This window comes from uncultured Microbacterium sp. (assembly GCF_937927635.1).
In the GTDB taxonomy this organism is placed as follows: Bacteria; Actinomycetota; Actinomycetes; order Actinomycetales; family Microbacteriaceae; genus Microbacterium.
On sequence record NZ_CALBRW010000024.1, the window covers coordinates 1 to 13,111 of the forward strand.

The 13,111-nt window shown below is 69.6% G+C and carries 16 protein-coding genes; 12 read left to right on the plus strand and 4 right to left on the minus strand.

Annotation, left to right across the window (positions count from 1 at the left end):
* Nucleotides 1–464: 464 nt before the first annotated feature.
* The 10 genes from Q0568_RS11555 (at nucleotide 465) to Q0568_RS11600 (ending at nucleotide 7,097) form a co-directional block, all read left to right on the plus strand.
* Entirely contained in the window at nucleotides 465–1,109 is a 645-nt protein-coding gene (locus tag Q0568_RS11555; protein WP_298866607.1) for a hypothetical protein, read from the plus strand.
* A 105-nt stretch (nucleotides 1,110–1,214) separates the two neighbouring features.
* Nucleotides 1,215–1,691, plus strand: coding sequence for a hypothetical protein (locus Q0568_RS11560; RefSeq protein ID WP_298866609.1), 477 nt, complete (start codon nucleotides 1,215–1,217; stop codon nucleotides 1,689–1,691).
* A gap of 148 nt (nucleotides 1,692–1,839) precedes the next feature.
* The gene (locus Q0568_RS11565) at nucleotides 1,840–2,286 is read left to right on the plus strand and encodes a hypothetical protein (RefSeq protein ID WP_298866611.1); all 447 of its coding nucleotides are present in this window, start codon (nucleotides 1,840–1,842) and stop codon (nucleotides 2,284–2,286) included.
* A 149-nt stretch (nucleotides 2,287–2,435) separates the two neighbouring features.
* Nucleotides 2,436–2,609, plus strand: coding sequence for a hypothetical protein (locus Q0568_RS11570; protein WP_175627525.1), 174 nt, complete (start codon nucleotides 2,436–2,438; stop codon nucleotides 2,607–2,609).
* Between the two features lie 58 nt (nucleotides 2,610–2,667).
* Complete coding sequence (locus tag Q0568_RS11575) at nucleotides 2,668–3,012, plus strand: hypothetical protein (RefSeq protein ID WP_298866618.1); 345 nt, start codon at nucleotides 2,668–2,670, stop codon at nucleotides 3,010–3,012.
* A complete protein-coding gene (locus Q0568_RS11580; protein ID WP_298866620.1) occupies nucleotides 3,009–3,491 on the plus strand; it encodes a hypothetical protein in 483 nt (160 codons plus the stop codon). The genes Q0568_RS11575 and Q0568_RS11580 overlap by 4 nt, the downstream gene beginning before the upstream one ends.
* A gap of 145 nt (nucleotides 3,492–3,636) precedes the next feature.
* Nucleotides 3,637–4,197, plus strand: coding sequence for a hypothetical protein (locus Q0568_RS11585; RefSeq protein WP_298866622.1), 561 nt, complete (start codon nucleotides 3,637–3,639; stop codon nucleotides 4,195–4,197).
* 142 nt (nucleotides 4,198–4,339) lie between these two features.
* Nucleotides 4,340–5,347, plus strand: a complete 1,008-nt coding sequence (locus tag Q0568_RS11590; RefSeq protein ID WP_298866624.1) for a DUF4192 family protein — start codon at nucleotides 4,340–4,342, stop codon at nucleotides 5,345–5,347.
* Nucleotides 5,348–6,012: 665 nt separating this feature from the next.
* Entirely contained in the window at nucleotides 6,013–6,765 is a 753-nt protein-coding gene (locus Q0568_RS11595; protein ID WP_298866626.1) for a hypothetical protein, read from the plus strand.
* Between the two features lie 125 nt (nucleotides 6,766–6,890).
* Nucleotides 6,891–7,097, plus strand: coding sequence for a hypothetical protein (locus Q0568_RS11600; RefSeq protein WP_298866628.1), 207 nt, complete (start codon nucleotides 6,891–6,893; stop codon nucleotides 7,095–7,097).
* A 60-nt stretch (nucleotides 7,098–7,157) separates the two neighbouring features.
* Here Q0568_RS11600 and Q0568_RS11605 read toward each other — a convergent pair whose 3' ends face one another.
* A complete protein-coding gene (locus Q0568_RS11605) occupies nucleotides 7,158–7,742 on the minus strand; it encodes a hypothetical protein (protein WP_298866630.1) in 585 nt (194 codons plus the stop codon).
* A gap of 150 nt (nucleotides 7,743–7,892) precedes the next feature.
* Between Q0568_RS11605 and Q0568_RS11610 the strand changes: the two genes are divergently transcribed.
* Nucleotides 7,893–9,128 carry a hypothetical protein gene (locus Q0568_RS11610; RefSeq protein ID WP_298866632.1) on the plus strand — a complete coding sequence of 412 codons (1,236 nt, stop codon included), beginning with the start codon at nucleotides 7,893–7,895 and terminating at the stop codon, nucleotides 9,126–9,128.
* Between the two features lie 164 nt (nucleotides 9,129–9,292).
* Nucleotides 9,293–10,216 carry a DNA-processing protein DprA gene (locus Q0568_RS11615; protein ID WP_298866634.1) on the plus strand — a complete coding sequence of 308 codons (924 nt, stop codon included), beginning with the start codon at nucleotides 9,293–9,295 and terminating at the stop codon, nucleotides 10,214–10,216.
* 104 nt (nucleotides 10,217–10,320) lie between these two features.
* On the opposite strand, the gene Q0568_RS11620 is transcribed toward Q0568_RS11615, so the two are convergent.
* The 3 genes from Q0568_RS11620 to Q0568_RS11630 all read right to left on the minus strand — a co-directional run bounded on the left by Q0568_RS11620 (nucleotide 10,321) and on the right by Q0568_RS11630 (nucleotide 13,107).
* Nucleotides 10,321–11,184: a hypothetical protein gene (locus Q0568_RS11620; RefSeq protein ID WP_298866636.1), complete on the minus strand. Its 864-nt coding sequence runs from the start codon at nucleotides 11,182–11,184 to the stop codon at nucleotides 10,321–10,323.
* Nucleotides 11,185–11,353: 169 nt separating this feature from the next.
* Nucleotides 11,354–11,719 (minus strand): hypothetical protein, encoded by a 366-nt coding sequence (locus Q0568_RS11625; protein ID WP_298866638.1) that lies wholly within the window; start codon nucleotides 11,717–11,719, stop codon nucleotides 11,354–11,356.
* 98 nt (nucleotides 11,720–11,817) lie between these two features.
* Nucleotides 11,818–13,107: a hypothetical protein gene (locus Q0568_RS11630; protein WP_298866640.1), complete on the minus strand. Its 1,290-nt coding sequence runs from the start codon at nucleotides 13,105–13,107 to the stop codon at nucleotides 11,818–11,820.
* Between the last annotated feature and the right edge of the window lie 4 nt (nucleotides 13,108–13,111).

Consider the following 13,111-nt stretch of genomic DNA (forward strand, 5'->3'; position numbering starts at 1 on the left):
CCGGCTAGGGGCCTCCGGCGGGCTGCGCCCGCCTCCTCCGGGCGTCCCGGCAGGCCGGGCCGGAGCGAGGTCAGGGCGGCGCTGCGCGCCACCCTCGGGGCTGGCTGCGGTGGGGTGCGTGGCGGCCTGGGATCGGGTAGCCGGCTATCGGGTGCCCGGGTCGACCCTGCGAGGGCTTAGGCGGCTTCCTGGGGCTTCCTGCGGATTAGCGGCCCCGACCCTGTGGGCCTCTCTCCCGGTCTGGGGTGCCGTTCGGCTGTAGTTGCCTGTCCCGGCGCTTTCGCGGCCCGTGGCGGGCTTCCTGGCCCGTTTCTGCGGCGGGTTCCTCGTGGCCGGGTTCCGGGGCTGGTTTCGTCCGGGCTGCGCCCGGGAGGCAGCTGATTTCCAACCTTGTTGACAGTGTCCGGGGCTATCTCTATATTAGTACCTGTCAAGTCAACTATTCAACACTTGTGGAGGTTCTTATGAGCATGTGGACAGCTGTAACCGTGCAGGCCGAGGAGGGCACCGCGCTCCCCTCGCTCGCACGGCTGATCGCGCTGTGGAACGCGAACGTGGACGGCGAGCACCGGATCGACCTCGACGGCGACCGCGCCCGGATCCGCTCCACTGAGGCCGACATCGACGTGAATGCCGAAGGCGTGGCCTATGTGCAGTACTCCGACCGCTGGCAGACCGAGGGGCTGCGCGCACTCGCCGAGGGGCTGCGCGCACTCGCCGAACAGCTGACGACCTCTCTGCCGGGCCTGATCCTCACTCTTGAGGAGGAATGGACGGGCGATGAGCCGGGAGTCACCCGCGAGCGCTGGCAGGGCGGCAGGGTGACAGGCATCCGCACCTCTGACGGCGATCTGGAGCCGGTGGATGCGCTGGGCCGCACACCGGAGGCCGCACTGACGGCGATCCTGGCGGCCGTGGGCTCGCTCGGGGATGCGCTGATGATGACGTTCCCGGGCGAGGACTTCTGGGAGCACTTCACCTACCTGGAAGGCAACCGGCTCGCAGAGGTGTTCGAGGCCGCGGCTCTACCCGAGCGCGCCGCTATGATCCGCGAACGCTGCCGCGAGGCCGATCCCGAGGCATGGGAAGAGGTCAACGAAGCCGACTGAGACCCACGATTTCTCCCTAGAAAACGGGGGAGCCTCCCAATGTCGGAGGCTCCCCCTATATTCGTAAGCGTCAAGTCAACTATTCGACGTTCTAGGGAGGACATCATGACTGACATCACCACTCAGGCGGTCACCGGCTTCGAGGGGCTCACGCTCCCCCGCCCGGCCATCATCGGCGAGCTGGCGCGGGTAGAGGCTTCCACGCGCGCAGCGCTCGCCCGCGCCGAGCAGCTCGAGGCGGAGATCGCCACGGCGCGGGCTGAGGAAATCACGGACGGCGCGGACGCCCGCCTGGTCGAGTTCTGGGACGCGGCGGGCGAGGTCGCCACCGACCATGACATGTGCGGTGAGTACGACCGCATGGTCGCCGCCGTGGACGGCATCACGCGCGAGCGCGACTTCGAGGTCGGGATGGACATCACGATCAGCCTGCGGGTCTACCGGACGGTCACCGCCACCAACTACGACGCCGCTATCGAGGCCGCCGAGGAGGACGTTGACCGTTACGACGTGGCCGAGGCGATCCGCGAGAACGGCTGGGACGACATCGACTGGAACGGGTCGAGCGCCGAGCCGGTCTGACACGGCATCACGCGAGGGGCGGGGCTTCGGCCTCGCCCCTTTTTCGTGCCCTGCGGCGAGCGCCGATCCAACCGGGTTGACAATGTCGGAGCCTGCCCCTATATTGGTACATGTCAAGTCAACTATTCGACGGTCTAGGGAGGACATCATGACTGACATCACCACCACCGACAACCGGGTCGCCGGGCAGACCGAGCTCGCCCGGGCGCAGGAGTCCGAGCAGGCCGCGCTCGCCCGCGTCGTCACCCTTGAGGCCGAGCTGGCGCGGCTGCAGAACGATCAGATCGAGGCGAGCGACCCGCGCCTGACGATGCTCTGGGCGAAGGTGCGCCGGATCGCCGACCACGCCGGATATGAGACCTACTACGACACGCTCGCCGAGGAACTCGGCGGCGTCCAGCGTGACCGGAAGTACACGGTCACCTACCGCGTGACCGTCGAGGTCGACGTGCCGGTCGAGGTCACCGCGATCAACACCGAGACCGCCGAGGAGGCCGCCCGCCCCCTGCTCACCCCCGAACGGGTCGCCACCGTCCTGCACGGCCCCGGCTGGCGCGACATGACCGTCGAGGAGCACGACATCATCGAGGACTGATCGACCGGGAGGGGCGGGCCGCCCGCCCCTCCCGGCGTCATTCCTGCGGCGAGCGCAGCCGATCCGATCCAACCGGGTTGACAATGTCCGACCCCTGGCCTATATTGGTACATGTCAAGTCAACTAAAACCTGTTTTGAGGAGGACGCAATGACCGCCGCAACCCTCGCCGAAATGGTGGCAGCTCGCGACCTGGTCAACGAGACCGGCGAGACCCTCGCCTACGCGATCGCCGCGGGCGAGAGCGACCAGGCCCTCCGCACCCTGCGGCGCAAGTACAACGCCGCCATCAAGGCAGAGACCGCGCTGCGGTTCCGCCCGTAGCCCCGACCACGGCGAGGCCGTGCGCACGGCCTCGCCGGCCCCCACCGAGAGGAGCACCATGAGCACCACCACCAAGCGCTACACCGGCCCGCTGGCGCCGGGCGCGTACATCGCCACCGACACCGACCCGTGGCTGCAGGACGCCGCCACCGGCGCGCGCGTCGACCTTCGCCCCTTCGAGCCGACCGCACCTCGCACCCTGGCCGCCGACGACTGCGAATGCATCGCGTGGGCGATCCTTCCCGGCGTCTTCGCACCCTGTAACGACGAGTTCGGGATCGAGGCGCACGACGACTGCCGCGAGTTCGCGGGCGACATCCAGGCCGCCGAGGCACTCGCCGCGCACCTGGCATCCATCACCGGCCGCACCTACGAAATCTGGTACGAGGAGACCCGCCCATGAGCACCACACACATCACCCCGGCATCCGAGCCGGCCCCGATCGCCGCGGCCGATCTCGCCGACGCCAACGGGTGGCGAGACCCCGCCGCGCTCGCCGTCCCCGATACCGTCATGCTCGGCACGTTCGCCGACTGGGGCATCTGGCCGGACGACCACACACCCGACCCGCACGAGCCGCTTGGCGAGCAGTTCGCACGGCAGATCGGCGCGGGTGAGGCCGTCGAGTACTTCGAGACCTTCGACCTGATCCGCGCAATCGCCCACGCCGCCTACGCCAACGGCTACGCGCGCGGCACCGCGGCGAGCGCGATCCCGGCCGACGCATCCCCCGAGGCGGCCGCCACCACCGTGGTACGGCAGCTGGGCCTCGCCCCGCTCGCGGTCTACATCGAGCGAGGCACGCCCGAGCCGCCGCAGAACCTCGTCTGGAACGCCGTGCGCGCCGCCGTGACGGCCGCGCGATCCCAGCGCACCACGTAACACCCGCCGCGCTCGCGGCAGTCCTCCCTAGCGGGGCGAGGGGCAACCCTCGCCCCGCATTTTCGTGCGCGCAGGCCAATGTCGGACCCCCTCCCTATATTCGTAAGTGTCAAGTCAACTAACCGGATGTTCTGAGGAGGACACCATGACCACCATCACCACGGGAACAGCAGCGGAGATCATCGCCGGGTTCGAGCAGACCTTCGGCGCCATCTTCGACCGGATGAAGTGGGCCGAGGACGAGATCGCGCAGGCACGAACGCGGCACCCGGAACAGGCCGACACGCTCTATCACTCGTTCTCGCTGCTCAGCGGCGGCGAGGCGTCCGCCCGGATGGGCGTGGAGGCCGTCTTCCGGGCGCACGCGCGGGAGATCCTCGAGCGGGTCGCCACAGGCGAGGACACCCGCCCCGGTACGGCCGTCGAGGTCGTCATCGGCCTTCTCGCGGCCGCGGAGAGAGCACCGCTCTCGCACGAGGGCTTCGGGCTGTGCGCGCGGCTGTGGATCGCCGCGGGCCTGCCGGATCACGACGAGTTCGCCGACAAGCTCGACCACATCGAGGCGCTGCACGCCGCGCGGCTCGACTCCGAGGAGGCCGACGCCCGCCGCGCCTGCCGGGATGACTCCCGCCGCCTCGGCCGGATCGAGTGCGACGGCTGGCACCACGGCGCGCAGGTGCCCTGCACCTACATCGCCGCGGCCTGATCGCAGCGCGGGCCGGGGTGAGATCCCCGGCCCGCGCTCGCCGCATCCGACACCGCCGATCCAACCGGGTTGACAATGTCTGACCCCTGGCCTATATTAGTAAGTGTCAAGTCAACTAACCGGATGTTCTGAGGAGGACACCATGACCACCATCCTGAAAGCCGAAGGCAAGGGCGAGCTGCTCACCGCCGTCACCACACTGCTCGGCTACACCCCGACCGAGTCGCTCGTCATCGCCCCGTTCCGCGGCACCCGCTCGCACGGCGCGATGCGCGTCGACCTCCCCACCGCCACCGACGCCGACGCGCTCGCCGCGTACACCGCCGAATGGCTCGGCACGGTCTGCCGCCTCGGCGGCGTCACCATGATCACCGCGGCGATCTACACCGACGGCGACCAGGCACGGCACGCGCTGCTCGCCGAGACTCTGCGCACCATGTGCGACCTGCTCGGCATCGACGTCGCCGCGATCTTCTATGCGACCCCCGCCGCCTGGGGCGAGTACTTCACCGGCGAGGAGCACACCGAGCCGGCCCCGGCCCTCGCCAACGCCCCCGCGCTCGCCACGGGCGACCAGCACACCGGGATCGAACTTCCCGCCACCGATCCCGCGCTCGCCGCGGCCGTCGCCGCGGCGACCTTCCCCACGGACGACGAGGCGAGCCTGACCGGGATGCTGGAAGGCGTGCTCACCGCCGACCCGAACGCCCCGGAGCCGAGCACCCTGGCGCACCTCGCGGCCGTCATGGTGATCCCGGCGCTGCGGGACGCAGCGCTGATCCAGTGGGCCAGCGACGAGCAGACCGGCCGCGAGGCCGTCGCCGCACAGACCGCCTACTGCGCTGCAGGCGCCGCGATCCCCGAGCACCTCGCCCGGATCCTGGTCGGCGACACCATGCACCGCCCCGACCCGGCCCGCCTCGGCGCCGCGCTCGCCGCGTGCCGGATCGCCGCCGCGCACGTCACCGGTCGCGAGCACGCCGCACTGCTCGCCGCGGCCGGGTGGCTGGCGTGGGCGCTGGGCCGCTCGACCCACGCGGGCCACTACCTCGACCACGCCGCGCAGGCCGATCCGGAACTGACCTTCGTGGGGCTGCTGAGCCGCCTCGTGACGTCCGGAACCCTCCCGGCCTGGGTCTTCACCCAGTAAGCCGCCGAGGGCCCCTGAGAACCGCTCAGGGGCCCTCCCCCCGGAATCATCCTCGAGCTGCGCGCGCTCGCCGCGGGGAGCGCCATGTTCCAACCGGGTTGACAATGTCCGACCCCTGCCCTATATTGGTAAGTGTCAAGTCAACTAAAGAGAAAAGTGCGAGACATGTGCCAGATCTGCGGCTACGGAGAGTTCCCCGAGGTGACCTGCCTCATGGACAGCACCGTCCCGGCCAGCGAGTACGACGGCCCTCCGGACCCCGTCGACAGCGACGGCCGGCTGTAGAGACCCGGGGCGGGGCGATCGACACCGGTCACCCGCCCCGCACCCGCCGGCACGCTGCAGCTGGAGCGCAGCCGCCGACGTCGGCCGGCTGCGCTCGCCCCAGGCTCCGGCCGCGCAGCTCGAGCTGCGATCGACATACGGGCAGATCTCCGCAGGTCGAGAAGGTCAACAACTCGGCCCCCGCTCGCAGGGTCGCTGCTGAGGGGTGACGGCTGCCCACCGCTGGCAGGCTTTTTGCCTACTCGGCACTCCGACAGGTTCTCCGATTGGGAACTTGCACGCGGTACTCGCACGGTACTTCTATATGCTCCCGCCAACCGGGTTCTTTGAGACAAGCCTCTAGACCGTCTATCCCCCGGATCCAGGGCATCATTGATCCCATGAAACGCAAACTAGGCTTCGGCGAGCGGGAGACCATCGACGCCATGCTCGCGGCCTCAAAGCGCCCGAGCGAGATGGTGCAGATCCGCAACGCCTTCGTGCAGAAGGGCAAGAAGGGCAAGCCCTCACCCGGCGCGCTCGCCGCCATGGTCGCGAAGCACGATCGCAGCGGACTCGACCTGTTCCTGCTCCATCGGATGATGGCCAGCGCTGAGCCCTGGGATGCCGGCAAGGAAGCCGGCGTCTGGGCGCGCGCCCTCGGCCTCGCCGTCTCTGACACCGAAATGCACGCCGAGCGCGTCTCACGGATCTTCCGCCGCCTCGACGAGACGTACAACCTGGTGAGCCGCGACACCGCCCGCCGCGGCGGCAAGGTCACATCGCTGCTCGAGGACGGCACGCGCGAACCGTACACCTCCCCCAACAAGCGCTACTTCCGGCTGCCGTTCGCCTACTGGCAAGACGACTTCCACCGACGCCTCAGCATGCCCAGCAAAGCCGTGCTGCTGATCGGCCTCACGCAGGAGCCCGGCTTCGTGGTTCCCCCCTCGCAGGTGAAGAACTGGTACGGGATCTCCGACGACACCTGGGCGACCGGCGTGCGAGAACTCGAGGACGAGAAGGTCATGACCAGCAAGCGCGGCAAGGAGCGCAACTGGATGAAGGGCCTCGCGTACAACTACGACCTCGAGTACACCCTGCTGCCACCGTTCGACACCCGCACGCAGCCCGGTTTCAAGGGAGGCAGATGACCTGAGTCCGAACGGCCGCCCACCCGACAACCAAACCCTCGAGCCGGCGAACGCCACAAAGGCGAACGCCCGGTGCTGGAACACCGAGCGCTCAAACCCAAACCGTGCCCTAGGAGGACACGTTCATGCATGATAACTCGCCAGAGGCACCAGTGCCAGGCCACCCCAATGGGGTCAACGTCACCGTCAACGTCAACACCAATCCCGCCCCGGCGCCGGCGCCGCCCCCGGCCCTGCGCCTGCTCGGCTACGCGGCCATCGGACTGCTGGTCATCGGCTTCATCGTCGGCCAGCTCGTCGTGGGCGGCATGATCACCTTCACCCTCCCGTGACCACCACACCGCGGCGAGCGCCACACAACGCCGACGTCGGCCGGCTGCGCTCGCCGCGGGTCAGGGTGCTGTGATCTCCGGGGCCGGCTCTTCGAGCTCGGCGGCGCGGAGGATGGTGAGGCCGGCGAACGCGGTCGCGGCATCGCGCAGCGCCGCCGGGTTGATGCAGCACCAGACGTCGTCGAGGCGGCCGCCGGACACGGTGCCGTCGGCGTACCTGCCGGGGAATCCATTGCCGGTGAGCGGCGCGATCTCCTCGATGAACCGCTCGCACCACTGGCGCTCCTCAAGCGTGAGGTCCGCGTACACGCCGCCGGCGATCGCGCCGGCCATCTTGACAGCGAGCGAGTGCCGATGCTTCCCGCTCTGGGACACGTCCACGCCGGCGCGATCGTTCGCGACGTCGAGGGCGTTCTCGCAGAGCTGGTGCACGGCGAACAAGATCGGCCGGCTAAGTCCCCATCCGTCGCCGGACGCGTCGGCGGCATCCACGAGCACGCGCAGCGCGGTGGCGTACTGATCGACGATCGCGACCCGGTCCTCCTCCCGGGTCGCGCCGCCGAGCCAGGCGCAGTGACCGGCGTCCGGGTGCTCGCCCTCGTCGTCGGCCGGGTAGGCAAGGTGCTCAAGGGATGGCAGGGTCACGGGTCTCCTCGGTCATCTGGGCTCTCCCCCATCCTCCCGTGGCTGGCGGCGGCGGGCTCCGATATTTCCAACCGGGTTGACAACGTCCGACCCTGCGCCTATATTGGTACATGTCAAGTCAACTAACCGGAACAAGCGCAGGAGGCCGACATGGACACCGAAGAGCAGCAGACCAAGCAGCAGCCCACCAGCTGGACACTCAGCCCCGCCGAGCTCGCCGCCACCCAGGAGCGCGCCGCCAAGATCAACACCCGCGCCACCAAGCGCGGCTTCACCGGCCACCTCGAGGTCACCGGCACCGCGCGCGAGATCTCCGAAACCGACGAGGCCGGCCTCAACCGCACCCGCCTCGTCTACGACGTCCAGATCACCGGCGAAGCCCCCAGCTACAACGGCTGGACCTTCCTCGCCGCCGTCGACACCATCGAGACCGCCACCGGCACCGACTTCATCCTCCGCACCGCCCCCGGCGTCGACGAGTCCGGCGTCGACCGCACCGCGCTCGCCGCAGGCCGCTGCGAGCACTGCAACACCGTCCGCGCGAACCGCCGCTACACCTACCTGGTGCGCCACACCGAGACCGGCGAGATCCGCCAGGTCGGATCCACCTGCATCAAGGACTTCACCGGCTGGGCCGGCCGCCCCGTCTTCATCTGGGCCGACGACGTCGCCGACGAGCTGCACGAGCTCCTCGGCGGATTCGCCTCGAGCGGACCCGAGTACACGCCCGAGACCGTCGTCGCGGCCGCATGGGCGATCAGCCGCCGCTTCGGCTGGGTCCCCGCCTCCGCCACCTTCGGCCGCTCGACCCGCGACCTGGTCAGCAGCTACCTGTACGGCACGAGCCGCGCCGACCGCGAGCTGCGCGCCGACGTCGCCGCCGCCGTCGCCGAGGCCGCCGGCATGGGCGCGACCATCGTCACCGCCCTCCTCGAGGGACTCACCGACCCCGGGGACTACGTCGCCAACCTGAAGGTGTGCCTGCGCGCGGCATCCGTCTCCCACCGCCACCTGGGCATCACCGTCTCGGCCGTCACCGCCTATGAGCGCATGATCGGCGACCGCGTCCAGCGCCAGACCACCGAGAAGACCCGCAAGGAATCCGCCTACGCCGGCGAGATCGGCCAGAAGCTCACCATCACCGGCACCGTCACCCGCCTCAAGCCGATCGAGCAGCACTACGGCTACACCCCGACCACCTCGATGCTCGTCATCATCGAGTCCGGCACCACCGTCGCCAAGACCTTCACCGCAGCCGCCTGGGCCTGGGACGTCGCACAGGGCGACGAGATCACGATCACCGGAACCGTCAAGGCACACGAGGAGTTCAACAACACCAAGGAGACCGTCCTCACGCGCCCCAAGCGCATCGACCCCGCCGCATAACCCGCGCACGAACCACACCCGCCCGTGTGCCCCATTTGGGGGACACGGGCGGTTTCATGCGCTCGCCGCAGCGCCCGGATTTCCAACCGGGTTGACAATGTCGGAGCCCTTCCCTATATTGGTACATGTCAAGTCAACTAAAACCCTGTTCTGAGGAGGACGCCATGACCACCATCACCGCCACCAAGGTCGCCGAGATCACCGACGCGAAGGAGCGCCACGCTCGCGCGGCCTGGTCGATCATCACCGAGCCGGGCGACGGCCACGCCGGGGCGCTCGTCGAGCAGTTCGGCCACGTCGCCGCGCTGGCCGCACTCAAGGGCAAGCGCGCGGACCTCGACAAGATCGTCCCGGGCCTCGCCGCGCAGGCGCAGCGCTGGATGCCGCGTCTGCGCACCGACGCGATCGCCACGGCGCTGCGCACGGCCGAGGAGAACGGGATCCGCCTGGTCGACCCGGCTACCGTCCCCGGCCTCGCCAACCTCGGCCCGCACGCCCCGCACGTGCTCTGGGTCCGCGGAGACATCGACGCCCTCGGCGCCGAGCGGCGGATCGCGATCGCGGGCGCACGGGCGGCCACCAGCTACGGCGAGTCCGTCTGCGCGGACATCACCGGCGACATGGTCACGGCCGGGGTCACCGTGCACAGCGGCGGCGCATACGGCATCGACGGCGCAGCGCACCGCGCGGCGCTCATGAGCGGCGGGGCGACCGTCGCCTGGCTCGCCGGTGGCGTCGATCGGATGTACCCGATCGGGCACGCGCAACTCGCGGACCGGATCGCCAGCGCCGCCGGATCCGCCCTCGTCTCCGAGGTCGCCCCCGGCTCCTCGCCGACCCGCTGGCGCTTCCTGTCCCGCAACCGGCTGCTCGCGGCGGCGACGCAGGCGACCGTGATCGTCGAGGCGGGCTTTCGCTCCGGATCCCTCAACACCGCCGGACACGCGGCCAGCCTCGGCCGTCCGCTCGGAGCCGTGCCCGGCAACGTCACGTCCGCCGCAAGCGCCGGATGCCACCGGCTCCTGCGGGAGTACGACGCCCGGGTGATCACGACCGGCGCGGACGCACTCGAGCTGATCACCGCATGACGCGGTGGGCCGGGCGGGGAGATCTCCGCCCGGCTCACGCTGAGGGCCTGCCGGCGTCGAGCTCGGCAGGCCCTCTCTGCTGAAACGGTATGTCCCCCGAAGGGTCAGAAGTGGCCCTCCGGGAGGATCCGGCCCGTGACGAGCATGAGCCGCGCGCGGTCCTCGAGCGCCGCGGCCCGGTCGGGTGCGAGCATCGGGCGCAGCCCGTGCAGGTCCGGGGTGCGCAACAGGATCACGAGCCGGTCGAGCTCATAGGTCGTCAGCTCCGGCGCATCCCTGAAGCGGCGCAGCTGGAAGACGGACATATTGACCGGGTCATCCGGTCGGGCGAACGCGAACCCGTGGTCGATCAGATGCAGCTCCTCGCCAGCGTTGTGGGTGAGGAAGTTCCCGGTGTGGCGGTCCTGCTGGCCCGTGAGCGCGTCAAAGAACGCGGCCGCGTGCACGTCACTGTCGGGCACCTGCACCGGGCCGGCGGTGCTGCCGGGCTGGCCGAGGGCGAGCGAGCCGAGGGACCCGTCGCGGACGGTGAGCACGCAGGGCGGCACGAGCCGCTCCCACTCCGGACCGAGCGCGCGGGCAGTGTGCCATGCCGCCACCTCGTGGATCGGCTGCCAGGGCTGCTCGTGGCCGTAATCCTCGGCGGTCTCCTCGTCGATCCCGTCGATCGGCTTGAAGTAGGCGTCGCTGCCGTCGTCGAGGATGAGCCGGCGGGTGGTGTTCACGCCCTCGTCTTCGTAGTCGTCGTGGACCACGTTCACGTTCAGCAGCGCGGCCTCATCCGGGTGCGCGCCCTGAGCTCGTGCGATCGCCGCGACCTGGTCGACGATGCCGGCGCTGGCCCAGCTGGCATCCCGCAGCCCAGTGGCGGTCGGCTTGAGGCGCGGCTGCTCACCGTGCTGCAGGGTCGGCGCGCCGGCGTGCTCTGCCCACTCTTTCGCGACCGTGGGCAGGGCAACGGCGAGCACGTCGAGCGCGAGCTCGACGTGCTCGCCGTTGCCCTGCCCAGGAGACGACGGCGGCGCGCGTGGACCTGTTCTCGCGCCGGCGGGTGTTATGCGCGGCGCGGGCCTCCGGGCTGTTCGAGCCGGGGCAACGGCGCCCGCCCTCGGCGCACGAGTCGCACATGACGTGCGCTCAACTCTCGCCGTCGGCCGGCAGGGTGTCCTCGGTGATCACCGGGACGATGTAGCCGGCCCTGAAGGCCTTGTGGCTCTTGCGAGCCCACCGCACGGGATCAGCGGCCAGGGTGAGCCGGCCGCCAGGCGCTGCGCGATCGAGGATCGAGATCTCCTCGAGGGGAAGGTCGCCTGCCACGGCGTATGTGTGGTCATCAGCGACGGTGAGCGTTGCGACGACGCGGCGCGCGTCGCTGTTCGGGTCACGCTCGCGGAACTCCACGGTGATCATCTGTCTGTCACCTCCTCTCAAGCTCTCGACTGCAGTTGCAGCTGCGGTTTCGGCGATGGCGGTCAGGGCTGCATGGTCGCTCATGCCCTCCATAGGTACGAGCGTGGCCGCAGATCGGACAACCAGGTTGACACCTGTTGTGCATCAATCCCTATATTAGTACACTTCACATGTACTTGAAAGAGGGCGGATCAGGCGGCGTCGATGAGCTTCGCGGCGAGGTCGTCGGGGAAGTCGAGGTAGTCGTCATCCCCGACCACCACGATGTGGAGCGTGTCGGCCGGCTCGTCACCGAAGAGATCGAACTCGCGAGAGCCCATGTGCTCGCGGAGGGAGAGCAGCACTCGCGCGACGGACTGCAGGCCGCTGTCGAGGTCGTCGAGGAACTCGAGATCTGCGAGCTCCGTCTCTTCGGGATCCGGGACGGGCTCGCTGTGCATGCGCAGCAGCGTGCCCGCGGGGAGCTGCTCGAGCTGCACGTCACCGGACGCGGTGACGGTGAGCACGCGGATCGAACGATCCGGATCCGCCAGCTTGCGGGGGAACTGGTGCTCGGCGACGTGCTCCGAACGCTGCTCGTCCTCCCACTGCAGGCGCTGCTGCGGGGAGAGCGCAGCAAGCTGGTACTCGACCTTCACCTCGAGCAGGACAGGGACGAGCATGTAGCCGATCAGGCCGACGAGCACCACGAGCAGCGCGAGGACGATCGAGATCGTCTGGATCATGGCGAAGTCGAAGGCCGGCGCCGGCTCTCCCGTGGTCTCGCCGAGCGTCGTGAAGACAAGGCGCATGAGGACCGGGGTGATCAGGACGGCGAAGACGGCGACCGCGCCGAGGATCAGCGGACGGAACGGGCTGAAGCTGCCGTAATTGAGATCGGCAGCGAGTCGCGCAGCGGTGGCCTTCTTCATCACGTACTCGACGCCCTCGGGGCTGGCGGGATGCCCGTTCGCCACGGTGCGGCGGCGGAGGGCGGCGCGGTACTTGACGGTCGCCCACGGGACGAGCGTGAGCGCGACGATGCCGACGGCGGCGGCACCCAGGGTGAGACTCATCCCCTCGAGCTCGGGCTTGAGCTGGGAGATCCAGTAGCCGGCGAGGAACCCGGCACCGTAGGCCATCAGCGCCACGAACACGACGAGCGTGAGGGTGACCCGCACGGACGACCTCCGCCCCTCCTGCTCGGCATCCGTCGTCGTGGCGAGCCGCGGCCGCAGCCCCTTGAACGTGGTGATCGCCGACAGGACCATGAGCGCGGTGATGAGCACGAGCGGGATGATCAGCCCGGTCGCGCCGTCGAGGACCGACCGCCCCAGGTTCACCAGGACGGTGCCGAAGCAGAGCACGAGGGCGGCGCCCAGCAGGATCGACATGAGCCGACGGGCGCGCTCGGTGCCCGGGTGCCGGCGCTCATAGACGATGCCGACGATGAACAGCCCGCCCGCGAGATACACGGGGAGGTAGGTCCACAGCGAGTCCATGTCT